General features: G+C 49.7%; 38 protein-coding genes. 21 read left to right on the forward strand and 17 right to left on the reverse strand.

Translation table 11 applies throughout. The annotated features are described in order from the left end of the window. From ACJJI0_RS21955 to ACJJI0_RS16950, 17 genes are all read right to left on the reverse strand, one after another. Complete coding sequence (locus ACJJI0_RS21955; protein ID WP_507021903.1) at positions 1-270, reverse strand: helix-turn-helix transcriptional regulator; 270 nt, start codon at positions 268-270, stop codon at positions 1-3. A 21-nt stretch (positions 271-291) separates the two neighbouring features. Further along, positions 292-1206, reverse strand: a complete 915-nt coding sequence (locus tag ACJJI0_RS16875) for a hypothetical protein (RefSeq protein ID WP_444883492.1) — start codon at positions 1204-1206, stop codon at positions 292-294. Further along, complete coding sequence (locus ACJJI0_RS16880; RefSeq protein ID WP_444883493.1) at positions 1203-1850, reverse strand: hypothetical protein; 648 nt, start codon at positions 1848-1850, stop codon at positions 1203-1205. Before ACJJI0_RS16880 ends, ACJJI0_RS16875 begins: the two co-directional genes overlap by 4 nt. Continuing rightward, the gene (locus tag ACJJI0_RS16885; protein WP_444883494.1) at positions 1850-2293 is read right to left on the reverse strand and encodes a hypothetical protein; all 444 of its coding nucleotides are present in this window, start codon (positions 2291-2293) and stop codon (positions 1850-1852) included. The genes ACJJI0_RS16880 and ACJJI0_RS16885 overlap by 1 nt, the downstream gene beginning before the upstream one ends. Beyond that, the gene (locus tag ACJJI0_RS16890; RefSeq protein WP_444883495.1) at positions 2280-2537 is read right to left on the reverse strand and encodes a hypothetical protein; all 258 of its coding nucleotides are present in this window, start codon (positions 2535-2537) and stop codon (positions 2280-2282) included. The genes ACJJI0_RS16885 and ACJJI0_RS16890 overlap by 14 nt, the downstream gene beginning before the upstream one ends. Positions 2538-2620: 83 nt before the next feature. Beyond that, positions 2621-2824, reverse strand: a complete 204-nt coding sequence (locus ACJJI0_RS16895) for a hypothetical protein (RefSeq protein ID WP_444883496.1) — start codon at positions 2822-2824, stop codon at positions 2621-2623. A gap of 81 nt (positions 2825-2905) precedes the next feature. After that, positions 2906-3175, reverse strand: a complete 270-nt coding sequence (locus ACJJI0_RS16900; protein ID WP_444883497.1) for a hypothetical protein — start codon at positions 3173-3175, stop codon at positions 2906-2908. A gap of 66 nt (positions 3176-3241) precedes the next feature. Next, complete coding sequence (locus ACJJI0_RS16905; protein ID WP_444883498.1) at positions 3242-4069, reverse strand: DUF2303 family protein; 828 nt, start codon at positions 4067-4069, stop codon at positions 3242-3244. A gap of 55 nt (positions 4070-4124) precedes the next feature. Next, positions 4125-4478, reverse strand: coding sequence for a YfdP family phage-associated protein (locus ACJJI0_RS16910; RefSeq protein WP_444883499.1), 354 nt, complete (start codon positions 4476-4478; stop codon positions 4125-4127). 91 nt (positions 4479-4569) lie between these two features. Further along, positions 4570-4869 (reverse strand): hypothetical protein, encoded by a 300-nt coding sequence (locus ACJJI0_RS16915; RefSeq protein WP_444883500.1) that lies wholly within the window; start codon positions 4867-4869, stop codon positions 4570-4572. A gap of 20 nt (positions 4870-4889) precedes the next feature. Continuing rightward, positions 4890-5177, reverse strand: a complete 288-nt coding sequence (locus ACJJI0_RS16920; RefSeq protein WP_444883501.1) for a phage antirepressor KilAC domain-containing protein — start codon at positions 5175-5177, stop codon at positions 4890-4892. Continuing rightward, a complete protein-coding gene (locus ACJJI0_RS16925) occupies positions 5174-5332 on the reverse strand; it encodes a hypothetical protein (protein ID WP_444883502.1) in 159 nt (52 codons plus the stop codon). The genes ACJJI0_RS16920 and ACJJI0_RS16925 overlap by 4 nt, the downstream gene beginning before the upstream one ends. Then, a complete protein-coding gene (locus tag ACJJI0_RS16930; protein WP_444883503.1) occupies positions 5332-5640 on the reverse strand; it encodes a DUF6378 domain-containing protein in 309 nt (102 codons plus the stop codon). The genes ACJJI0_RS16925 and ACJJI0_RS16930 overlap by 1 nt, the downstream gene beginning before the upstream one ends. Continuing rightward, positions 5637-5939 carry a DUF7673 family protein gene (locus tag ACJJI0_RS16935; protein ID WP_444883504.1) on the reverse strand — a complete coding sequence of 101 codons (303 nt, stop codon included), beginning with the start codon at positions 5937-5939 and terminating at the stop codon, positions 5637-5639. Before ACJJI0_RS16935 ends, ACJJI0_RS16930 begins: the two co-directional genes overlap by 4 nt. After that, positions 5936-6121: a hypothetical protein gene (locus ACJJI0_RS16940; RefSeq protein WP_444883505.1), complete on the reverse strand. Its 186-nt coding sequence runs from the start codon at positions 6119-6121 to the stop codon at positions 5936-5938. Before ACJJI0_RS16940 ends, ACJJI0_RS16935 begins: the two co-directional genes overlap by 4 nt. Further along, complete coding sequence (locus tag ACJJI0_RS16945; protein ID WP_444883506.1) at positions 6118-6615, reverse strand: response regulator transcription factor; 498 nt, start codon at positions 6613-6615, stop codon at positions 6118-6120. Before ACJJI0_RS16945 ends, ACJJI0_RS16940 begins: the two co-directional genes overlap by 4 nt. Positions 6616-6672: 57 nt before the next feature. Beyond that, complete coding sequence (locus ACJJI0_RS16950) at positions 6673-7353, reverse strand: type II toxin-antitoxin system RelB family anti-toxin (RefSeq protein ID WP_444883507.1); 681 nt, start codon at positions 7351-7353, stop codon at positions 6673-6675. Positions 7354-7464: 111 nt separating this feature from the next. On the opposite strand from ACJJI0_RS16950, the gene ACJJI0_RS16955 reads away from it, so the two are divergent. From ACJJI0_RS16955 to ACJJI0_RS17055, 21 genes are all read left to right on the forward strand, one after another. Next, positions 7465-7734, forward strand: coding sequence for a transcriptional regulator (locus ACJJI0_RS16955; protein ID WP_444883508.1), 270 nt, complete (start codon positions 7465-7467; stop codon positions 7732-7734). A gap of 272 nt (positions 7735-8006) precedes the next feature. Continuing rightward, positions 8007-9047: a PriCT-2 domain-containing protein gene (locus tag ACJJI0_RS16960; RefSeq protein WP_444883509.1), complete on the forward strand. Its 1041-nt coding sequence runs from the start codon at positions 8007-8009 to the stop codon at positions 9045-9047. After that, positions 9044-10792 (forward strand): DUF5906 domain-containing protein, encoded by a 1749-nt coding sequence (locus ACJJI0_RS16965; RefSeq protein WP_444883510.1) that lies wholly within the window; start codon positions 9044-9046, stop codon positions 10790-10792. Before ACJJI0_RS16960 ends, ACJJI0_RS16965 begins: the two co-directional genes overlap by 4 nt. Positions 10793-11132: 340 nt before the next feature. Then, the gene (locus tag ACJJI0_RS16970) at positions 11133-11591 is read left to right on the forward strand and encodes a hypothetical protein (RefSeq protein ID WP_444883511.1); all 459 of its coding nucleotides are present in this window, start codon (positions 11133-11135) and stop codon (positions 11589-11591) included. Positions 11592-11795: 204 nt separating this feature from the next. Continuing rightward, entirely contained in the window at positions 11796-12191 is a 396-nt protein-coding gene (locus ACJJI0_RS16975) for a DUF5675 family protein (RefSeq protein WP_444883512.1), read from the forward strand. Next, the gene (locus ACJJI0_RS16980) at positions 12191-12685 is read left to right on the forward strand and encodes a hypothetical protein (protein WP_444883513.1); all 495 of its coding nucleotides are present in this window, start codon (positions 12191-12193) and stop codon (positions 12683-12685) included. Before ACJJI0_RS16975 ends, ACJJI0_RS16980 begins: the two co-directional genes overlap by 1 nt. Further along, complete coding sequence (locus ACJJI0_RS16985) at positions 12682-12912, forward strand: hypothetical protein (RefSeq protein WP_444883514.1); 231 nt, start codon at positions 12682-12684, stop codon at positions 12910-12912. Before ACJJI0_RS16980 ends, ACJJI0_RS16985 begins: the two co-directional genes overlap by 4 nt. A gap of 208 nt (positions 12913-13120) precedes the next feature. Then, complete coding sequence (locus ACJJI0_RS16990; protein WP_444885944.1) at positions 13121-13285, forward strand: HNH endonuclease; 165 nt, start codon at positions 13121-13123, stop codon at positions 13283-13285. A 92-nt stretch (positions 13286-13377) separates the two neighbouring features. Beyond that, complete coding sequence (locus ACJJI0_RS16995) at positions 13378-13821, forward strand: phage terminase small subunit P27 family (protein ID WP_444883515.1); 444 nt, start codon at positions 13378-13380, stop codon at positions 13819-13821. 3 nt (positions 13822-13824) lie between these two features. Continuing rightward, a complete protein-coding gene (locus ACJJI0_RS17000) occupies positions 13825-15576 on the forward strand; it encodes a terminase large subunit (protein WP_444883516.1) in 1752 nt (583 codons plus the stop codon). Next, positions 15576-16805: a phage portal protein gene (locus tag ACJJI0_RS17005; protein ID WP_444883517.1), complete on the forward strand. Its 1230-nt coding sequence runs from the start codon at positions 15576-15578 to the stop codon at positions 16803-16805. The genes ACJJI0_RS17000 and ACJJI0_RS17005 overlap by 1 nt, the downstream gene beginning before the upstream one ends. Then, the gene (locus ACJJI0_RS17010; protein WP_444883518.1) at positions 16795-17463 is read left to right on the forward strand and encodes an HK97 family phage prohead protease; all 669 of its coding nucleotides are present in this window, start codon (positions 16795-16797) and stop codon (positions 17461-17463) included. The genes ACJJI0_RS17005 and ACJJI0_RS17010 overlap by 11 nt, the downstream gene beginning before the upstream one ends. A 5-nt stretch (positions 17464-17468) precedes the next feature. Beyond that, the gene (locus tag ACJJI0_RS17015) at positions 17469-18602 is read left to right on the forward strand and encodes a phage major capsid protein (RefSeq protein ID WP_444883519.1); all 1134 of its coding nucleotides are present in this window, start codon (positions 17469-17471) and stop codon (positions 18600-18602) included. Between the two features lie 80 nt (positions 18603-18682). Then, positions 18683-18877: a hypothetical protein gene (locus ACJJI0_RS17020; protein ID WP_444883520.1), complete on the forward strand. Its 195-nt coding sequence runs from the start codon at positions 18683-18685 to the stop codon at positions 18875-18877. Next, entirely contained in the window at positions 18874-19176 is a 303-nt protein-coding gene (locus tag ACJJI0_RS17025) for a head-tail connector protein (RefSeq protein WP_444883521.1), read from the forward strand. Before ACJJI0_RS17020 ends, ACJJI0_RS17025 begins: the two co-directional genes overlap by 4 nt. After that, positions 19161-19505 (forward strand): phage head closure protein, encoded by a 345-nt coding sequence (locus ACJJI0_RS17030; RefSeq protein ID WP_444883522.1) that lies wholly within the window; start codon positions 19161-19163, stop codon positions 19503-19505. Before ACJJI0_RS17025 ends, ACJJI0_RS17030 begins: the two co-directional genes overlap by 16 nt. Beyond that, complete coding sequence (locus tag ACJJI0_RS17035; RefSeq protein ID WP_444883523.1) at positions 19502-19942, forward strand: HK97-gp10 family putative phage morphogenesis protein; 441 nt, start codon at positions 19502-19504, stop codon at positions 19940-19942. Before ACJJI0_RS17030 ends, ACJJI0_RS17035 begins: the two co-directional genes overlap by 4 nt. A gap of 43 nt (positions 19943-19985) precedes the next feature. After that, positions 19986-20294: a tail completion protein gp17 gene (gp17, locus tag ACJJI0_RS17040; RefSeq protein WP_444885945.1), complete on the forward strand. Its 309-nt coding sequence runs from the start codon at positions 19986-19988 to the stop codon at positions 20292-20294. 15 nt (positions 20295-20309) lie between these two features. Further along, entirely contained in the window at positions 20310-20720 is a 411-nt protein-coding gene (locus tag ACJJI0_RS17045) for a phage tail tube protein (RefSeq protein WP_444883524.1), read from the forward strand. Positions 20721-20722: 2 nt separating this feature from the next. Then, positions 20723-21145, forward strand: a complete 423-nt coding sequence (locus tag ACJJI0_RS17050; protein WP_444883525.1) for a phage minor tail protein domain-containing protein — start codon at positions 20723-20725, stop codon at positions 21143-21145. Further along, positions 21145-21411: a hypothetical protein gene (locus ACJJI0_RS17055; RefSeq protein WP_444883526.1), complete on the forward strand. Its 267-nt coding sequence runs from the start codon at positions 21145-21147 to the stop codon at positions 21409-21411. Before ACJJI0_RS17050 ends, ACJJI0_RS17055 begins: the two co-directional genes overlap by 1 nt.

The following is a 21411-nucleotide window of genomic DNA, read 5'->3' on the forward strand; positions in this document are numbered from 1 at the left end:
CTACGCTACTGCTCTTGGTCTACCGGGCCCAGATCTTCTAGAGGGCCTTTGTTTCTTGGCCCATTCTCGGACTTCCTCAGAAACCCACCTACGCCCACTCACGCCAGGTATTTTGACCGGCTCGGGGAACTGAGGTTTAGCAGACAGCCTAAATACTGTTGTCTCGCTACAGCTCAAATAGCTTGCGATATCCTCACTGGTCCAAAGCCGTGCATTGGCTCCGCGTAGTGCTTCGGTGATTGTCTCGACAATTTTTTCTAGTTCGCTCATCTTGGATGGTCTCCTTTCCTTTTAGCCTTGCACCAGGGCAAAACCCTGGCCGTTGCGTGTGAGTGCGCCTGTCTGTTGCAGGGCGTCGAAAACGGGTTTAACGGTTCTGTATCCGCCGGTGATGCTGTTGCTGATGTTGCGCAACACTGGGCGGTTGCCGAATTCACCGGCGCAGATGCGCTGCGCCAGTTGTTGCTGTTCTTTGCTCAGGTGGCTGGTGTGTTCTGGCCGTTGTTCAGCTGTTTCGGGCTGTTGAAACGGTTGTGAAACGCGTTTACCAACCGTTGCAGCGGCGTTAAACGCTAGTAACGCGACCAGTCCCACTATGTCGGTGATGATCGCCAGGGCGAGGAAGCCGATATGCTGAAGCCGCGCGGGGTCTGCGTTTAGGATGTTGGCGAGGCTGTTGAAGGCGCTGTGTGTATTGGCGGTTTGGCCGATGGTGGATAACTTCTCGATCAGCTGGGTGCGCTCAGTTTCCAGTGTGGATAACTGCGCTGCGGTATTAAGGGCGCGCTGGCGGTAGCCGTTGTTGGCATCGGTGTTGATCAGGCCGTTTAGGGTGTTGATCTGCTGTTGCAGGCTGTTGAGCTGCTGTTGCAACGCTCGGTATTCCTGGCTGTTACGGGTGCTGCGCTGTTGCTGTTCCTCGCTGTGGGTGGCGAGGAATCCGACCGTTGCAACAATGCTGATTACTACCAGCAGGGGCCAAAGGCAGAGTAGGGCATAGCCACTGGCCTGGCCCTGGCTGCGCAACCAAAGGCCCAGCGGGGCGAAGCTGAACTTGCACAGCTCCAGGGCCACCGCAGTGGCACCGGCCACCAGCTGCCCGCCCAGACCTGCGGGCATGGATATCCACAGCTGTACGGTAAACGCGAGGCTGGTGCCGCAGAAGATTAGGGCGGCGATGCCGGTGAGGGATTGCCAGAGTTTCACGCGGCGGCCTCCGCCTGCTGCTCTACTCGGCGGAACTCAATTACCCATACCCAGTGGTTTTGATCCCAGCTGCCAGCGCCGTTGATGGATTCCCACAGGTTTTTAAATGCTTCGATGGGGTTGTCATACCAGCGCCACTGCGGCAGGTTCGGCCGAGAATCGGGGTGTAATTCGACACCGCCCCACTCCCGGTAGAGGCTATGCCAGCGCAAACCTTCGGCTTTTGCATCTGCCTCGCTGATGTCCTGAATACGCTCAACGCAAACGGTAGTTATTTCTAAGGTGATACGGCTGGCCCAGCGGGGCATGTGGACTGATGGCTTCCATTTTATGGGTTGTTCCATACCATTGCAGTCATAACAGCGTACGGCATCTGGTTTAGAGGCTCGATAGACGATCTGTTCATGTGGCGTGCCTCCCAATGAGCGAACCTCATAACCAAATGTCTCACGCCCCCATAGGCGGTCACCGGGTTCACCATATGGACAAGTTATCGGGGTGGTTGGGAGTCCCGCGCAGGTGAATGGCTTCCCGTGACGGAAAGTAACTGGTTGCGGTGTTATCAGCCTGCGCATCTGGGTTTTACGGCCATCCAGAATTGCGCGCACCATGGGCCCATTAAATAGAATAGGTTTCTCTTTCATTAGGCAGCGCTCCTTTCCTGCTTGCGGTTAGGCAGTATCTCCGCCTGCCATCCGTGGTCTTTGTAGTGGTTGGGGTTGGCTTGGTTTTGGATATTGTCCAGTTCAGGGCGCACCAGTTCAGCCAAATCGTTTAGGCGGACTCCACGCGCTTCGAACTCGGTGGAGTCGGTATAGAATTCGCCCTCTGGGGTTTTGCACTCGACAAAAACCGTTACCAGCCAGTGGTGTTGCCAGTTGAGGATTTCGTGCTGCAGCTTGGCGCGGGCTATATCGCCAACGGCTCCGCCTTGGCGTCGATGGCTGATGGACAAAACCGGATCGCCATCGGTATCCAGGCCGGTACTGCTGCGGGCGGTGAGGACTAAGCCGGGCAGCCAGCGGTTTACCAGGCGGGCGTGTTGGGCCTGCTTGCTCATGGGTTTGCGGGGTTTACGCTTGGCCACTGCTTTCTTCCTCTGGTGGGTGTCCTGCGCAGCGTCCAGAGGAGTCCATGTTGTCGCAGCCGCTATAGTAGCTAAGTCCTTTATCCTGCTGTTTATGAAGAAAATGCCGTACCTCATTTGGAGACATTTCTCTCCCGGTTTTAGCATCCTGCAAAATCCCATCTAGCCACTTATCGGATTTCCTCAATGCACCTTGGATATCAATGCATATATGGCGAGTTACTCCTGATACAAAATTTGTCATGGTATCCCCCGAGTTTATTTATTAATTGCTTCTACCCACTTAGCCCGCACTGGGCGGGCTGGTGAAGCTTGGAATTGGTTGATTTAATCATCCCCGCAGAAGTGTTCTGCTCCTACGTAGCCGCTGCGCACAGCTGCATCCGCATACGAATAACCTTCTTCGATAAGGGCGCGCATTTCTCGATATTCATCTTCAATGCCTGGGTAGTGGCATTGGTCACACCATGCAGGGACGGGTCGTTCTTGAATTACATTTCCGCAGCGTTTGCATGAAATAGTGGTGTCCACCTCAAATATCCCCTTTATTCATTTATCAGGTTCTCTACCCACTTAGCCCGCACTGGGCGGGCTTGGGTCAGTATTTAATTTTCAACAGGCTTTTGGCTGGGCGGTTTCGAATAACCCTGCAGGGCAAGTCTTATCTTTCCGTTCCTTTAGCTTTCTATCCACAACGCTGTAAATCTTTACGGTGTCTTTTTTCTTGTCGAATATCTGTACCCATCTGGTGAAAATATCGTTTTTGGCAATTTGTGTTGCCGCTTCAAAGGCTTCTTTTTCTGAGTGGTATGACTGCTTAAAATCTATTACGCCACCCATCTCAAGGTTGTAGGTGCCATAAAATAGGGCGTATGGTTTCATTGGATCTTGGTCCTGTATTAGGGCCCAGTACCTGCGGCCCGGTTGGCTATTGTGGACAGTCCTAAACTACGCGGCGAAATCACCGATATAAGTTTTCATTTGGGACTGAACCAGCACTGAGCTGAGGTGTGTCTGTAGCTCTCGGCCCATGGCTTCCTGTATGGCTTCTAGTCGTTTAATGCGGGCCGTAAGGCGTGGAGCGTCTCCGCCGGTAAGGATGGATAGGCGCAGATCAAAGCTACGGGATTCCAAGCCGTTGTAGGGGGTGCACTCGAATTTGAACCCTGCCGGTAAACCCTCATCACTGCGGGCTTCGATATTTTCCAAGGCGCTTCGGCTAGATTTAAAGTCGTCAACGGCGTGATCCTCTTTGCGAGAGGATTCGATAGTGAGGCGGCGTACGGCGGCAATGGCTTTGCTGGTATTGATCGCTTCTCCCTCGGCGGTATAGCAAAGGATGTTTTCGGCGTAATCCTCCATAAATTCCGCCATGGCTTTTTGTGAGCACCTGTCGCCATTGAGTTGTAACAATGCCTTGAATTCAGCGGTTTTAATTAGGCGCAATTTTGCAGAGAAGTCGGCGTGGCCGGGTTCTTGGGTGGTTCCCAAGTTGAAAATTGTTTGCGCGGTCATGCTTTCGGGGTCAACAAAACACTTGGCACTCATATTGCCGAAGTCCATGCAATACTGTTCGAAATCTTCAAGCGATGTAGTTTCCATTTTCCCGCGATAGCGTGTGCGGCCCTGTTGATATTTTTCCAGGTTGAGAATCTGGAAGTCTTTGGGAGCTGCCATTGCTGGAGTGGAAAGCTTGGCCTGATCAATTACCTTCGCCAATTCGGCGGCTGTCTGTGATTCCTTGATTTCCTTTACTGCACTTTGGTCCATGGTCATCGATAAATCCTTATTTTCTTTTTGGGTTGCTGGGTTAGGTTGCTATGGCTTCTTGTTAGCCGTTGGTTTGAAGCTTGGCCACGTTGCCGTTGCTCTCTTTATCGAACAGCGGTGGCTGTTTTTCGGGGTAGAAGCTGAGGGCGCCTTTTGTACCAACGTACATTGGGGTTGAGGTGGCGTCGTCTTGGATAATGGAGCCGCGCATGGTCGGCTTTTTGAATTTCAAGGTGTGCTCAATCTGAACCTGATCACTGTTTTGGATTTTGGATAATTTCAGATTGATACTGACCTCACCCTTTTTCTCGTGATCAGTAACGGCGCCGGCAACATCGCTGAGGATGTGGGCTAGTTTTTCTATAAATACTCCGCCGTCCAAATCGGCAAATACCTGGGTGACGTTTGTGCTCATGGGATGCTCCAAGTTTTAATTTAAAATTGGGCTCCGTACCGGCAGCCCTAACGGTTACAGCTGACTGATGCGCCTGGGGCGCGGTTAAGTTTTAGTACTTGCTTTCTAAGGGCTTTTCGCTTGGCCCCTTTCGGCCTTCGGCAATGGGCCCATATTCAAAATTAGGGCGTTCCATAACTGATTTTTTGCTGGTTATTTCAAGGCGTGAAATATCAAACCAGATGGTTTCTTGTGGTTTACCATCCGCGCTCAAACCTGGGTGTACAATTGCTTGAACACACCCATAAAGATCAAAGCCTATATTTACTATTACGCCCTTTAACCCTGTTACCTTGTCCTGGCATTTCATGCCTAGAAGACTTAAATGCTTTTCAACTTGTGTTGTATTCATGCTCTGTAAGGACTCCTTTCTTAACTAGCTTGCGGCTTGGTTTGTTCTTCGATTAGGTCACGAATCCAGACCATGCCTTTAGGTGTAACTAATGCGGTGATGTGCTCAACTCTTACCGGTCCCCTGAAAAACTCGGTGGATTTTGGTTGGAGCAGTCTTTGCTCTACGGCCCATTTTGTTGGTGAGTTGCGCATGGATACACTGCTGTACATAAAGCCGTTATTTCGCAGAAGTTTGAGCAGGTTGTTTCTCCCCATGCAAAGCATTCGCGCAGCTTGGGTTACAGTGAACAGTTTTTCCTTTTTCACGCTGCCTCCTGATTCTGTTGTTGTTGGGCTTGGCCCTGGATGGCTTCGGAGAGTGCGGCGATTTGTTTGCGCAGTCTCTCAATTTGAATTTCTTGCAGCTTCACCTTGTTCAGCAGTTCTTCGTACAGCTCTAAGATTCGGCTGAATTCACTCATTATGCGGCTCTGGCTTTTGCGGCGGCTTCGCCGGCTAGGCCGAAATAGGCTGCGCCGTCTTCATAATCGTCTGCTACAAATAGGCCGCTGCTTGCGCGAGCCTGTTTGAGCAGCACCATAAACATCCAGCCTTCTTCCTCGGTGAGGTGGTGTCCGTAAAGCGCGTTAAAAGCATTTACGGTTTTGGCCATAGATCGCTCGCCGGTTTCGCTATCGCGCTGCTCGGCGCGGTCGCGCATGTGATGGACGCCTTTTTCCAGAAAGGCGTGGGCTCTGTAATCCGGTGGGGAAAATTCTTTGTCGTTCACGCTGCTTCCTTCCTCTGTATTTCCAGGTGATTCCATTCTCGGTAGAGGGCATTCAGTTTTTTATCGCCGTCTGCAATTACGCTTTGCGGTGCTCTGCCGTGGTAGCGCAGATTCATCACGTTGATTGCGTGTTCGTAGTTGTCGCCATCTAGCAGGGAGAGGCTGGCAACGGGGACTGCAAAATCACTGCTATTCCAGGCTGAAAGCAAAACCTGTGCGGCTATTTCACTCGCGCCGGAGTATCCGTTGGCAACACGGAGCAGGGTTTCCACGCTCTGGGTTGGGCTGAAAGTATTCATGCGGCATCACCTCCAAATGGTGGCCAGTCGTTGTGGTGCGTTGGCCGTGCAAAAGTGGGTTTTGGCTGCACTAAACGGATGTGCGCCTTGTGATGGGCGTTGGCGATATCGATGCGGTGCTTGAGGCGATCAACATCGTTTTTGCTCATGGCCGTTGGATGTACAAACACGGTGGCGGTCATGCGATACCCTCCCGGTTGTTGCGGATGCGTATGGTTCGAACTGTGGGGCGGCGCTGGAAGCGGGTGCGTAATTGGTCTTGCGCATCGGCACCGATGCCGCTGAGTACGCAGGCGAGCAGCACGAATTGAATCAATCCGTGCTTTACCGCTTTGGCCACTGCGTCTGTGCTGTTGCGGGCGTGGAGCTTGTAAAAGCACTCGGCCAGCAGGTTGCTTACGTTCGTGACTGAGCACTGCATGGCCTGGGCCGTCTCGCGATTGGAGAGCCCGCGAGCGCGATGGGTCAGCGCTTCGGCCTGGCGTGGGGCCAGTGGTCTGAGGTGCTTGGCGGTGTCCATTTGAGTGCCCTGTCCTTGGTTGATGGGCAAAATATAAGAAACGTTATAATTGCAGTCAATAAAAAAGTTTATAAAATGGCGCTTAATAAATCTTATTGATTTGAGGGGAGTAAAATTGGGGCGGAGAGGGTGTGGTGCGAGCTGGGTGTGGATCAATAGATCCTAGCGAATTTAGCGCTAGGATAACTTATTGTTTTAACTGTGGTTTTTGGGTTATTTCTTTCTAGTCATTACTTCGATGTTTTGTTTTAAAAGTTGGGCAACGTCATGATCCAGTGAACCGTCCTGGATTTTTTCTTTGATGAGTTTTACCAGTTCAATGAAATCTTTGCTTAAAGGCTTTTCAGGAGGTTCGTCACTCTCTTCAAAAAGGTCTCCAAAATGATCATCATCAAAACCTATGGCATCGGCGATTGCATCATGGGGGCAGTCAAGCCAGCCCTGGGGTTGTTGAAGTGGAGGCTCGATTCGCCGAGCCAAACGGTTAGAAATTGAAATATTGCCATCAAGCACTTGCTGGAGCCCGCCAGGAATAACGCTCTCCAGCTTTTGGCTGATCGCTTCTTCTCCGTGGATATCGATCTCCAATTGAAGGTTTCTCAAGCGAATGTCCTCGATACTCTCTCCAAGCATTTTCCCTCGCCCACTAGTGAGCCAATGGGCGTCAACTCCTAGGGCCCGTGCGATAGGGATGAGAGAGGTGCCCTTGCGGGTTCTGCCACTCTCAAGTTGGCTATAGGCAGGTTGAGTAATACCCGCGGCTTGAGCCACTTCGGCCTGACTGAGCTTTGCTGCCTTTCTAGCAATTTTTAGTCGATTTTGGATCGAATCGGTCACGGATTCCCTCAATGAATCTAGTTTTCGCCACCTCTGATTGAGCGGCTTATCAATCATATTATAAATTTTCTTATAGTCTCAGCTAATTCAATTTGTTATTGACTGAAATATAACGTTTCTTATATTCTCGCCTTAGAACCTACGGATAACTGTAAATTGTGAGCACCCATGGACAACATTAAAGAGGTATGCGGGGCAGTAAAAGACTTGGTGACTTTCTTCAAATCCCAAGCGAAGGCGGCCAAGGCTTTGGGCGTTGAGCAGCCCACTGTCAGTAATTGGCTGAGAGGAAAAACTCGGGTTCCAGCTGTGGCTGCGTTGCGTGCTGAGCAGCTGACAGGTGGGGCGATTCGCGCTGTTGCCCTCTGCCCGGAGCTTGCCGAGCTTTCACTTGCTGCTGATCAGCAAGGAACTCCAGAAGTCCAGCGGGCAAGTTAAGCCCATACGGGTTTGTGGGTGAAACCAGAATAACGATCATTTTCAAATCCCCATTTTATTGTCCTGCCATTCTACGGTGAGAGAAGGTTGGGATTAATTCATTGCGGTATATGGGGTTTTGTACAGGGCTCTATCGAATACCCACAGGATGGGCCGGTGCGAGACCTGAGCCGGCCCGCTTAGAAGACGGCGGGAAAGACCGCTGACAGCCGGGAAAGACCGGCTTTCATGTCATTGCGCCTTGAGCGCTTCTGTTTTAGGGGGAATTCTCAATGTACGAACAGTGCACTATGGATGATGTGCGCCGTGCGCTCACGTTTGTTCTCGATTATGCCGTGCGTGATACCTGGGTTGAAATGGGTATGGCGATTAAGGCGGAGTTTGGCGATTCGGCCTTTGATACCTGGGATGAATGGAGCCAGCAGGCCGATAACTATTGCCCTCGCTCGGCGAAAAGTACCTGGAAAAGTTTTAAAAGGTCTGCCGGTGGTGTTGGTATCGGCTCTCTATTCGCTAGGGCGAAAGAGGGTGGTTACAAGTTTGAAAGCCGGGAATTAACACCAGAGGAAAAGGCGGCCTGGGCTAAGGAGAAAGCAGCGAGGGAAAAGCAGCGGGCTGAGGATGTCCGCAGGGAAGAAGCCGAGATTGCAGCCTGGCATGAAGCTGTAAGACAGCAGGCACAGGCAATTTGGTCGGAACTTAAACCGACAGGACGCAGTAAATACTTGGGGAGTAAAAAAATCGGTTCTCACGGCGTTCGGTTTTTCCGCTCCGCATTATTGCTAATTGAGCGGGAAGATCATTTAGAGCGGATTGAGGGGCAGGAAAAAATATCTAAGTTCTTTGCTCAGCCAAAAGAGGGACGCCCGAAGTTCCATTATTTCAAAAGTGGCTATTTTGCGATTCCAATGACTGATATTGATGGAGTGATTTGGAATCTACAAATCATCACGCCAACCGGTAAGAAATTATTTCTACGCAACGGGAGGAAATCGGGGCTGTATGCTTTGCTGGGGCAGATGGATTCTCGCAAGCCGTTGATATTGGTTGAAGGCTTTTCTACTGGTGCCAGCGCTCATGAAGCCACAAACTGCCCGGTTTTGATCTGCTTCGATTGTGGCAATTTGATGCCGGTGGCTCTGCTAGTCCGCGAACGCTTTCCTGATCAGCACTTGGTTTTTGCTGCAGATAATGATTTGCACCTGGAGGTGAATGACGGTGTAGAAAAGGCTAATGCCGCTGCGAGAGCTGTCGGTGGTTCCTCTGTGTGGATTCCCTCTCTGCGGGAAGAAATGGAGGAAGTCGCCGCGTGAGTAAGTGTAAAACAGAGGGATTTGATTTTAATGATATTCATTGTCGTTATGGATTAGGGGAGGTGCGGCGGCAGTGGGAAGCTTTTATGGAGAATGTGGTTGTCTTCCCCCGCTCCCCATCGATTGAGGCGCCCGCTTCGGTTGTTAATGATTCCTCGGGGCCTGTTGATGTTCCACCTATTGACGATGTTCCTCCTGAATATTCTGAACCAAATGAGCTTATTGATTCTCCCGTACCCTCTTTAACGGCAGAGGCGCGCGAAATTACTCTGGAAGATGCGAAAAAGCGCTTCGCTTTGATTTCTGGCACGACCAAAGTGTGGGATGAGCATCAACACAGGGAATTTAAATCTTCAGCTTTTAAGGCTGAGGTGGGGCCAGAAGTGTTTAAGGCGTTTATGGCTGCCACGGATAAACGCAAGGTGCTTGAGAGCGATGTGCATAAGTTCCTTTCTGCGCGCCAGGCCGCCAGCAAGGGGGCCGGGGGAGTGGGCGATCTGTTGAAGCGCTTCACCTTGTTGGAGGGTACAGAAGAGGCATGGGATAGTTTGCATTGGGAAAGGATGCCATTAAAGGTGATTAAGCATATTTCGCCTGATGCTTATGATATTTGGTATCGGCACCCAGATCGGAAGATGGTGCCGCATAGGAATGTGGTATTTGATCCTACTCGCAGGGCAGACCCGAAGACGCACATCAATACATTCCAGAAACTGCCTCTGAACCCTGAAAAGAATTGGGAGAAGTGTGCAAACATACGCGCATTATTGAATCATCTTTGCAATGAAGATGAAGCTGTTTGGCGTTGGATGGTTAGCTGGCTTGCATATCCGTTGCAATACGTTGGATCTAAGATGGATACGGCTTTGCTGGTGCATTCTGATGTTCATGGTTCTGGTAAGTCACTGTTCTTTGACGGCGTGATGCGGAAAATCTATGGGGATTACAGCGCTACGTTAGGTCAGCATCAGATAGAAAGTGCCTACACAGACTGGAAGTCTTCGCTTCTGTGGGGCGTGTTCGAGGAGATCTTTTCGCGAGATAAGAAGTATTCCCAAACCGGCAATATCAAGCAGATGATCACCGGTGCCACTACCCGAATTGAGAAAAAATTTGTCTCTGGTTGGGAAGAGGCAAATTACATGAATAGCGTTTTCCTCTCGAATGAGGTCTTACCGTTTCCTGTAGAGCCTATGGATCGCCGTTTCTTGGTGGTGTGGCCTTTAAAGACCTTGCCTTTGGATCTGCAGAAAGGTGTAGGCAAAGAGTTAGAAAACGGTGGTGCCGCCGCCTTCTATCAGTTCTTACTGGAGTGGAACCTGAGCGGTTTTGATACTCGCACCAAGCCGCCTATGACTAATGCCAAGGAAAGGTTGATTAGCTTTGGTTTGCCTAGCTGGGAAGTATTTTTTAGGGCTTGGAAGGCGGGAGAGACAGCGGCCCCTTTTCATACTTGCCTGACTGCGGATCTATATTCCGTGTATAGGAAATGGTGCCGTGCGGGTGGGTTTCATCAAATGGATATGAATCGTTTTTCTGAGGCTATGGCTGCAAGAGTGCAGAAGAGAAACAGGGTAGAGTATGATAATCCTGGCGGATTCAATACCAAGCCTAAGAAAGGAGTACAAGGAACCTTTTTCCTGTTACATTCCGTGCCTGCAGGTAAAACTCAAAAGGAGTGGTTGTCTGATTGTGTTAAAGCTTTCCGTGATGAAGTTGGTGCACTTCACGAGGAGGCCGCATGATTCCCGTATACCCCCGTTGGGCTCCCGTACATGATAAATATACAGTATACGGCTCTGCAGCCCGCGTCACTTCTAGCATTCTAGCCCTTCCCGTATACCTGTATCCCTCTTACGTGCGCGCACGCACGCGCGCAATTACTGCGGCAGTATTTATTTTTAATTCGGTATTTATTTTTTCTCTGCGCGTGAGGGGTTTCTGTATTACGGGTATACGGGAAGTGTGAAAACCTTAGTAACCATGCGGTCTGTAGAGCCGTATACCTGTTTTTTTTATTGTACGGGAGATATACGGATATATACGGGAAGTTAATTTCAGGTATTTTTCCAGAGGAGGGGTGTGATGATTGATCGAGTTGAGAAACGTTTGCTTGATTGGGCGCTTCAGGTGATTGGGAGTATGGCGCGGCAATATAAGTCGCCAATGGCTGCGATTATGGAGAACGGTGTGAACTCTTCATCTTCTGGCCAGTGGACCAATGAGATACGGGTGAGCCCGATAACCTACAGGGCTCGAAGAATTACCGCCAATATGCGCGCAGGCCGCGGCCAGGGGCAGCGAGGCAAGGGGCCAGTGGTGTTAATTGATGAGGAGCCTATGGAGGTTGAGGATGCTGTGCGCAAATTGCCAGAGATTCTTAGGCAGGTAGTAAAAGTGCAGTATTTACGGGAGGGCCTATCTGCTAAGGGTAAAGCGAAGGCGGCTGGTGTTTCAGTTCCTACCTATTATCGCCACCTTGATGCTGCCCATGTTTTATTAGATGTGGAGCTATTTGGTTCGCAAGGTCCAAGAGTGGCGTAAATATTTTTAAGTTAGGGGTTTACATTCGTGATAATAAAATATTAAATGTAGGCAACCTGCCATAGGTGGATAAGAAGAAACCCGGCTCCCCCAGCCGGGTTTTTTCGTTTCTGACTTTCTATTTTTCATTGCTCCATCACCTGTACTTGGCGGCGTTCTTGTGGGCGCCGTTTTTTTATTCCTTAGCTCTGCGAGCGGAAATTCATGAACTGCAATCTGCAACGATTCGCCTATGGGCCAGATGCCACATTGGGGCGACTGAGAGTGCGCGACTGTGTGTTTTATACGGTAGAGCGCCCGTGGTTGGGGAATCGTCCGTTCGAGAGCTGTATTCCTGAAGGGGTTTATTCCTGTTATCCCTATAACTCACTCAGGTTTCCCAATGTGTGGGAGCTTCAGGAAGTCCCTGGCCGCACAAAAATATTGATCCACACCGCTAATTATTCGGCGGATGTACAGGGCTGTATTGGTATTGGTTCTGGCCTGGCTCCCGGTGGCTGGTGGGTGATGCAATCCCGCAGGGCAATGCAGCAGCTGCGAGAGCTGCTGCCGCCTGAGTTTGATCTAACAATTACGCACTATGTGCCGGAGTATCCGTGATGGGTATTTGGTCTGGAGTGAAATCGCTGTTTAGCAGTAACGCTAAACCTGTAGACGATATTCTCGATAGGGATAACGGGTTGCTGGTGCGGGCAGGTGGGTGGATTAATGGCTTGTCTTATACCGATCAAGAAAGCGCTGAAGATGCAAAGGAATTAATTCGCCATGCTTCAGAGGCCCGTAAGCAAATGATCGATACGGTGGTGGCGCATGTTGCGAGCACAGCGAGTGAGAATACTCAGCGCAGCTTAACCAGACGCTTTGCGGCCTTGGCCATTATTCGTATCGAGATGTTTTTAGTGATGGCCTCTGTGGTGGTTTGGCCGTGGGATTCTGGGTACGCGAAGTTTATCTGGTCTGTTGCTGGGTCGATGTTGATGTTCGGTGCTTTCTCGGCAGTGATCATTTTCTTCTTCGGTTCCTATGGAATCAGCCAGCACATCATGAAGCCATTGGCTGCGGTAAAAGGCGCAGTAAAGAGGGCGGTTCAATGAGTCCAACTGATGCAGCACATACAGCAATGGAGCGGCTAATGATATGGATTGCGGGAGTGGGTAGTGTGACGGCTCAGGTGGCATCAGCGTTTGAGCAATATGTAATTACCTACGGTGCATTCACCACCGGCCTGCTTTCCATTGCTGTATTTGCTTATTACCGTCATCAGGATATTAAGTTGAAGCGTGAGCAGATGAAGCGGGGTGAGGATAGCGATGCCGGTTAAGGCCAAACGTCCATGCCGCAAGTGCAAGCGGGCTCACAGTAATTCAAATGGCTATTGTGATTCCCATCAGGATCTAGTGACCAACTGGGGAGAGTATCAACGGCGCTTGGGTAAGCAGGCCAATCGTAGGTACAAGAGCAAAGAGTATTTGCGCAACCGTGAGCTGTGCAAAGTGGAGGCTAACGGCTTGTGTGAAAGCTGCACTGCCATGGGCTTAATCACTGAGGGTAATTGCTGTGACCATATTATCCCGAAGTCTCAAGGTGGAACAGATGAATTACCTAATCTGCAGTGGTTGTGCACCCGTTGCCATGCTCGAAAGACAGCGCAGGAAGGTGGCGGCGCTAGGGGGAGGGGTGGGTCGAATCTCTAAAGGGAAAAATCCCGACACCGCCGCCCTAGACACGCGTTTATTACCGGTAAATTTTTAGGGGGGGGGGTATTAAATCCCTGGGGAGTAGCTAAGTGCAAAATGACAATGTGGTTCCATTAAGGCCGCCGGAAGAAAAGCAGGATCAAAAGCCTCCAGAGGGTGGAACCCTTTTTCAGGGGATTGCCTGCGAAGCACCACCTTGTCCGGCTTGGTTGAGCAAAGAAGCTAAAAAGCATTACCGCTTCCTTTGTGCGGAACTAAAGAAGGCCGGACTGATTGCAAAGATCGACCAAGGTGCCTTGGCGATTCTCTGCACCTCTTATGCGCGAATGAAAGAGGCCGAAGAAAAGCTGCAAGAGCGCGGCACCGAATATCAGAAAACCCCTAGCGGTTACATGCAGTTGGCCCCGGAAGCTGTGCAGTGGGAAAGGCATTCAAGCAAATATGAAAAGTTGGCCAAGCAGTTTGGGGTCACAGTTCGTGCGCGACAGAATTTCAAAGTTGATAACCCGGATCAGGGAGAATTGGAGATATAACCTATGCCAGTTTCAAAGCTGGCTGACCCCTCACGAGAATGGCTAGATAGGGCGTACCGATATGCCGAGCAGGTGCGCTCTGGAGATATACCAGCGTGCAGATATGTGCGATTAGCGGTCGATCGCTGGTATCGCGACCTAGAAACGGCTGGCGAGCGCGGGCTGATCTTCGATGAGAATGCAGCCGCAAAAGTTTTTCGATTCACCTATCAGTATTGCAAGCACTATCAAGGCGAGTGGGCTGGAACTCCGATTGTCCTGAGTGATTGGCAATGCTTTATCAATGCCAATGTTTTCGGCTGGCTTAGGAAAGCAGATGGCAGGCGTCGCTTCCGCATGGTTTATGAAGAGATTGCCCGTAAGAATGGCAAGACGACCAAGTTAGCCAGTGTCGGCGGCTATATGGCTGCGGGCGATTCTGAGCCCGGCGCTAAGGTGTACTGCGCTGCAACTAAACGCGATCAAGCAAAAGAGGTATTCGACTCTATTGGCATGATGGCTGCGCAGGATCGCGTGTTGCGTAAAGCAATGACCACCTTGAGAAATGTCATTCGCTGCCATACGAGGAACTCACCTAACTCACAGGTGGAACTGCTGGCAGCTGATTACAACAGTATGGATGGCTTCAACGTTCATGCCGGCATTATTGATGAGGTCCACGCTCACCGTGATTCAGGCGTGTGGGATGTGCTCGAGTCCGGCAGGGGCGCGCGTCGGCAGCCTGTGATGTGGGGTATTACCACGGCGGGGAAAAATAAAAATAGCTTCTGCTATGAACTGCGTGGCTATGCCATCAAGGTGTTGGAAGGCACTGTTGAGGATGATGCTTTCTTTGGAATCATCTACACGCTGGATGATGATGACGACTGGAAAGATCCCTCGGTTTGGATCAAAGCAAATCCAAATCTAGGAATCTCAGTATCCCTGGAGGATATGCAGGACCAGTGCCGAAAAGCACAGGAAATGCCCACGGCAAAAATTGAGTTTCAAACCAAGCGCTTAAATATCTGGGTTTATGGTGAATCGACCTGGATGAATATGGAGCGCTGGAACAAGTGCCGGGATGAATCGCTAAATGATTTAGCTTGCTGGACTGAAGGTGAAGAATCTGAGTTTGACGGCATGGCCTGCCATGGCGGGTTAGATCTAGCCTCGGTGGAAGACTTAACAGCGCTAACTCTTGATTTCAAAGATTCAAAGGGGAAGCACACATTTATATCGAGGGCATATTTGCCCGAAGCAGCTTTCCAAAATCGAATAGATAAAGGGGGGCAGCTTCAGCAGGTCTATCAGCGTTTAAAAGACCATGGCTGCTTGGTTATTACACCTGGTGATGCTTGCGATTACAGCTATATCAAGCAGGATATATTGGCCGCGTGTGAGCGCTTTGATGTAAAAGAAATTGCCTTTGACCGCTTTAATAGTTCTCAGTTGGTAAGCGATCTTATTGAGGAAGGTGTTCCCATGGTTCAGGTTGGCCAGGGTACGGGCTCAATTTCTGCTCCGATGAAAGAACTTCTGCGCCTGGTGCTGACTGATTCAGTTCGACATAACAATCCAGCGCTTTCTTTTGCAATGTCCAATGTTGTGGCTGTAACTAACGCAGCCGGGGACATCAAATTCGATAAGTCCAAAGTATCCGAAAAAATAGATCCAGCAGTCGCTGCAATTATGGCGCTGAGTCGGCAAATGGTGCAGGAGCCTGAAACCGATCTGGATGACTTCCTTAACGATCCAATTAATGTAGGCCACTAATGAGTATATGGAGACGGTTCAGTTTCTGGGGCCGTTCGGCCACAACTCAACAGGAAGGGCAGCAATCATCATCACCAGATACGCGAAATGTTGAAAGTGTAAAGACGGTTACTGAAGACACAGCGCTTCAAATATCTGCGGTCTGGGCGTGCGTCAGGCTCCTTACTGAAACCCTCGCAAGCATACCGCTGCATATTTATAGGGTTGATGGTGATGAGCGTGAGGAAGATAGCCGGCACAACTTGGCCAGGCTATTGAAGCGCAAGCCCAATGCCAGGATGACTAAGGTTGTTTGGTTCGAAACCATGCAGCTCAATTTAGTTTTGCATGGTAACTGCTACGCGGTCATAGATCGCGATTCTAAAGGTCAGGCTATCAGCCTTTGGCCACTGCCAGCTCAGCAGGTAGATGTGGAAACACTGCCTGATGGTTCCGTGGTTTATCACTATTACGAGGGTAATGATGTCGCTGTCTTCGCAGAAGAAAATATTTTGCATGTTCGGTTGTTTGGCAATGGCACTATTGGCCTTTCACCACTCGAATATGCTCGAAACTCAATTGGTCTTGCCACAGGATCTGAAGAATTCAGCAGCAAGTTTTTCTGCAACGGCGGCAAGCCGGGCGGTGTACTGACTATTGATCAAGTGCTCAAAGATGAGCAGCGAAAAAAAGTGAGAGAAAATTTTAGTGCTCTCACTCAGGGCTCAGAAAACGCACACAGATTGATGGTGCTTGAGGCTGGCATGAAGTATCAGCAGGTCCAGCTCAAACCTGAAGATATGCAAATGTTGGAAACTCGGCGTTTTCAAATGCGTGATATCGCCCGCTTCTTTGGTGTCCCCTCAATTTTGATTAATGACCAAGAAGGTACAACTACCTGGGGCACGGGAGTTGAACAAATAATGCTGGGTTTTTATCAGCTCAATCTTCGCCCGTATCTCTCTCGCTGGGAGGAAGCGCTAATGGAGAAGCTGCTTCCCATCTCGGATCGACGTAAATACCAGATCGAATTTGCCTTTGAGGGGCTCCTCAGGGCTGACAGCAAAGGCCGTTCGGAATACTCCTCACAAATGGTTAATAACGGCTTAATGACACGGAATGAAGCCAGGAAAAAAGAAAACCTACCAGCTTTGCCGGGTGGTGACATGCTCACAGTACAAAGCGCCTTATCCCCCTTAGAACAACTTGGCCAGCAAACAGATAACTCTGGAGACTCAGATGGAACATAAAGCACTTAGTTTTGAAGAGTGTGAAATTAAGTTTGCTAACGGCAAGCCCAGCCAGTTCACTGGATACGCTAGCAAGTTTGGGAATGTTGATAGTGACGGGGATGTCGTTGTCGCGGGTGCCTTTGATCAGGTTATTGAAACCGGCGTAAAGCCAAAAATGTTTTTTAACCATAATCACTATGCAGTTCCGATAGGTAAATATTCACACCTCGAAACCGATGAAGTGGGTTTGATTGCTCATGGTGAATTCACCAGTGGAATCAGCATGGCAAAGGATGTTCAGGCCGCTATGCAGGACGGCACCGTAGATGGACTCAGCTGGGGTGGTCTCGTATCTCATGATGACACCGAGTGGCAAGGTGACGGTACGCGTCTGATCAAAGTGGTTAACACATTGCGGGAAATTTCAGTAGTGACCTATCCCGCGAATGATGAAGCACGTGTAGACCTGGGAACATTTAAAAGCGCACTTCACCAGTGCGAAACAATCAGAGATTTTGAGCGTTTCCTGCGGGAGGCAGGAAGCTTTTCAAAAAGCTTGGCAGAAGCAACTACCAAGAGAGCCAAGGTTTTGTTTGCGGGGGAGCCGCGTGGCGAAGCCGGGGTTGATGAAATCAATCAGATGTTAAACCGCATATCAGCAAAACTGGAAGGTTAATCACTATGCCTGAATCAATCGAAAAGTCTCTGCAAAATTTTGACAAGAAACTGGATGACTTTATTAAGTCCTCAAATGAGGAGGCGACAACTAATGCCAAGCTTGGCCGTGAGAATAAATCCAAGCTGGAAAGCCTGAATAGTGAGGCAGAAGAGCTTCGCGAGAAGGTATCAGAGATCGAACAGAAAATGGCTTCCCGTTCTACTGATACTCCAGAATATCAGACTATGGGGCAGGAGCTAACCAAGTCGGCAGACTATGAAGGCTTTGTTGGTGGCAAGGCCAGCAAAATGACCTATGAAGCAAAAAATACCTTGCTGGGATCTGGTGATACGGTCGCGCCAGATCGTCAAACTACCATCATTTCTGGTGCAAGTCGGAGTATGCGCGTAACTAGCACTATGCCAAATCTGCCGACCTCTAGTAATGCCGTAGAGTACACGAGAGAGAAAGTTGTAACTCTGAATGCCGCAGAGGTTGCCGAAGGTGGTGCCTTGCCGGAAACCTCTATCACCTATGAGTTGGTGAGTACACCGGTGCGCTCAGTGGGGCACTGGATCAAGCTGTCTAAAGAAGTTATTGAGGATGCTCCTGCGCTGGCGGCACATGTGGACACTCGCTTAATTTATGGGGCTCAATTGCGTTTGGATTCTCAGGTTCTGAATGGAGATGGCACAGGCAATAACTTAAGTGGGTTAGCGCTATCTGGTCACCATGTGGTTTTCACCCCAACCGCTAATGAAAAGGCTGTTGCAAGCATTCGCCGAGCTATGGGAGTAGTTGAAGCCTCTGAATATATGCCCTCAGCGGTTTATATGAATAGTTCAGATGTGGTTGCGCTCGACCTGGAAACTGGTGGTGATGAGCACTTTTTGGCTGGTAACCCGCGCTTGGTGGTATCGGCTTCTGTCTGGGGTCTTCCGGTAGTTAAAACCAATGCGGTAGCAGCGGGTAAGTTCTTTGTGGGGGCTTTTGATTTAGCAACGGCAATCAATATGCGTAAAGGTGTAGCAGTTGAAATGTCAGAGTCTGATGATGATAACTTCACCAAAAATCTGGTAACGGTAAGGGCGACTCTACGCGCAGCTCTATCTAATTACCGACCGGCAGCAGTTGCCTATGGGTCTTTGACCTCATAAGCCAAAAACTGGATTGAGTTAAAGCAATCGAAAGCGGGGCAGTTGGTCCCGCTTTTTTATTTAAGGTAGGAGAAAAGGCCATGGAAAAAATTCGTGTAAAAGTAACTAAGAGCTTCATCTCTCCTGTATATGGTGAGGTAAAAGAAGGTGAGCGGGAGTTCAGCCGAGCTTTTGCCCAGCAGCTGATTGATTTAAATGTTGCGGAAGAAATTGTCCCTGATGATGTCGAAATTGATTTTGATATGGGAGATTCAGCCCCGGAGAGCTCTCAGTGATCTTCGATCTCGCCTTGGTCAAAAAACACTTGATCGTTGAAGACACTGATGACGATGAATATATCGAATCATTGTGCCTGGCTGCAGAGACTGTATTTAATCACTATTGCAATCGCACCTTGTATGAATTCGAAGCCGATTTATCCGAAGCGCCCGAAAACGCAGTTCAGCTAGATAAATCGATTCAGCTTGGGGGCATGGTGTTAGTCAGTTCTTGGTATGAAACTCGCGACGGTGGGAAAAAACTGCCAATGCCTACCCGTCTACTTTGGGATCCGTACCGATGGATAAACGTATAAAAGTTCGTTTACGGGACCGGGTGAGGTTTGAAACGTCTGCTGAAACTGAAAACGAATATGGGGAGAAGGAAACAACCTGGAGCGAATATCTCACCTGTTCTGCTGAAGTCATGCCCTTGTCTGCCTCTGAGCGTGTTGTTTCAGGCCAGGAGTTGAGCGAGGCCCATTACACCATCCGCATTCGATCTAATTCTATGACCAGATCCATTCATGGCCAGATGCGAGTGATATTCGACGGTCATGTACTGGATATCTCGCCACCTCAAAAACTGCAGGGCCTGAATCAATATCTTGAGTTCAGGGCCGTGCAAAGGAGCAGCGAACAGTGACAGAAAGCAAATTTCAGGTTGATGGATTCGCCGATCTAAACAAAGCCCTCTTGGATCTCGGCCCGAGAACAGGAAGCAAGGTTTTGCGCAGAGCAGGGCGTCGAGCAATGGCACCGGTTGAGGATGCTATGCGCAGGGGAGCTAAGAAAGACTCTGGAGATTTGCAGGACAGTATCGGAATGGCTTCCTCCTCTTCTAAGGGTAAGAGTGCCGATCGTATTGCCCGCATCACTGTAGGACCCATCAAGAAGACCAGCGGAAAAGGTGAAGACAAGCGGTCACTGAATAACTTAAATCAAAAAGCGATTGCGCAAGAGTATGGCAATGCCAAGCAGAGCGCACAGCCATTTATTCGCCCAGCGTTGGAAAACAATCAGCAGAAAGTGATTAACAGCCTGATCGACGAATTTGCCAAAGAGTTGCTCAAAAGTGATTGAGACACACGTTGTGAAATGGCTCCGGTCGCTAAACGCCGAGACTGTGCGGCCCCTGTTGCTACCTCAAGATTCCAGCTTGCCTAGTCTTGTATATACAACCGTGGCAGACCGCAGTGATCTTGGGATAGATGGCACGATCGAATCAGATTATTTCCAAGTTCAAATCGATATCTGGGCAGAAACTTACAAGCAGGCCAAGACCCTGGAACAGGAAGCTCGAGCGCTGCACGGGTTTGCTGGTGACCTATTCGGTCTGCAGGTCGGTTTAGCCGAAATCTCTAAAAACCTCGAAGAGTATGACAACGATACAAAACGTTATCGCGTCAGTCTCGATCTAAATCTTTATTTCTAATTAGGAGAGAGTGTTATGGCTCAAGGCTATAAAACAAAGTTTTACCGCAGTAATGATGGCAGCGCTTATACACAAGTTGCAGGTTTGCTGGATATTGATCCGGGTGAAGAGTCCCGAGGATCTTCGGATGTAACGCCAATTGATGGCACCAGCGGGTATATGGAATTTGATCCGGTAGGCCTGCGCGATGCCGGTGAGGTGTCTTTAACGCTGAAGTGGGCTCCCTCTGATGCTGGCCAGACTGCGCTTCGAGCCGACTTCGATGCCGATGTTAATTTCAATTACAAAATTGAATACCCGGAAGGCACTACCGTCGAGTTTGTTGGCCACATTACCGGGTGGGGGCAGGCAGTACCGAAAGACAATCAAATTACCCGGACAGTGAAGTTTAAGATTTCAGGCAAACCCACAGTTACAGAGGCTTAATTTTGAAAGTATCTATTCCCCTCCAACTAAAAAAAGAACCCGTTACCTTTGCCGGTCAAGAATTTCAACTGTATGAGTTGAGTGCTTATCACCGCTGTGAGTATTTAGAAAAAACATCATTAGATATTCCCCTTTCTAAAGGTGATGAGCCAGAAAGCATCGAGTTTAAGACCTGCGGCGATGTGTGGGCATTTCGCCGGGGAGATGTAAAAACTCGGCTGTTATTGGTTGCTTATTCTCTTTGGATGAATCCTGACTGTAAGGATTTATTGGAGGATATTTATGGCCGCTTAATCCGTAGTGTTTCGACAGAAGAGGTCGATTCTTTATACGTGCCTGCTGCGAAATTGTCGGGGCTTTATACGGAGCCAAAAGACCCTGAAGCAGGGGAGGAAGCAGAGGAGGAATCAGGAAAAAAAGATTAGTGCCGGGCTTTACCTTTGCTCGGCAACTTGCCTTTGAATTTAATCGCCCTGATTACTTTCAAATGCTCCACTCCATGAGCTCAACCGAGCTCGACCACTGGTACGAACATTACCGCAGCCGCCCCCTTCACAAAGATGTTTTGGAGTGGCAACAGGCCCACATAGCGGCTGGAACCCATGGCGGCAAACCCAGTAACTACCTACATCAAAACAGCAAACAGAAAACTGTAGAGCAGCAGATTTCTATCTGGAAATCTATGGCCTGA

The sequence above is a fragment of the Microbulbifer mixtoriginis (SeqCode) genome (genome assembly GCF_052466695.1).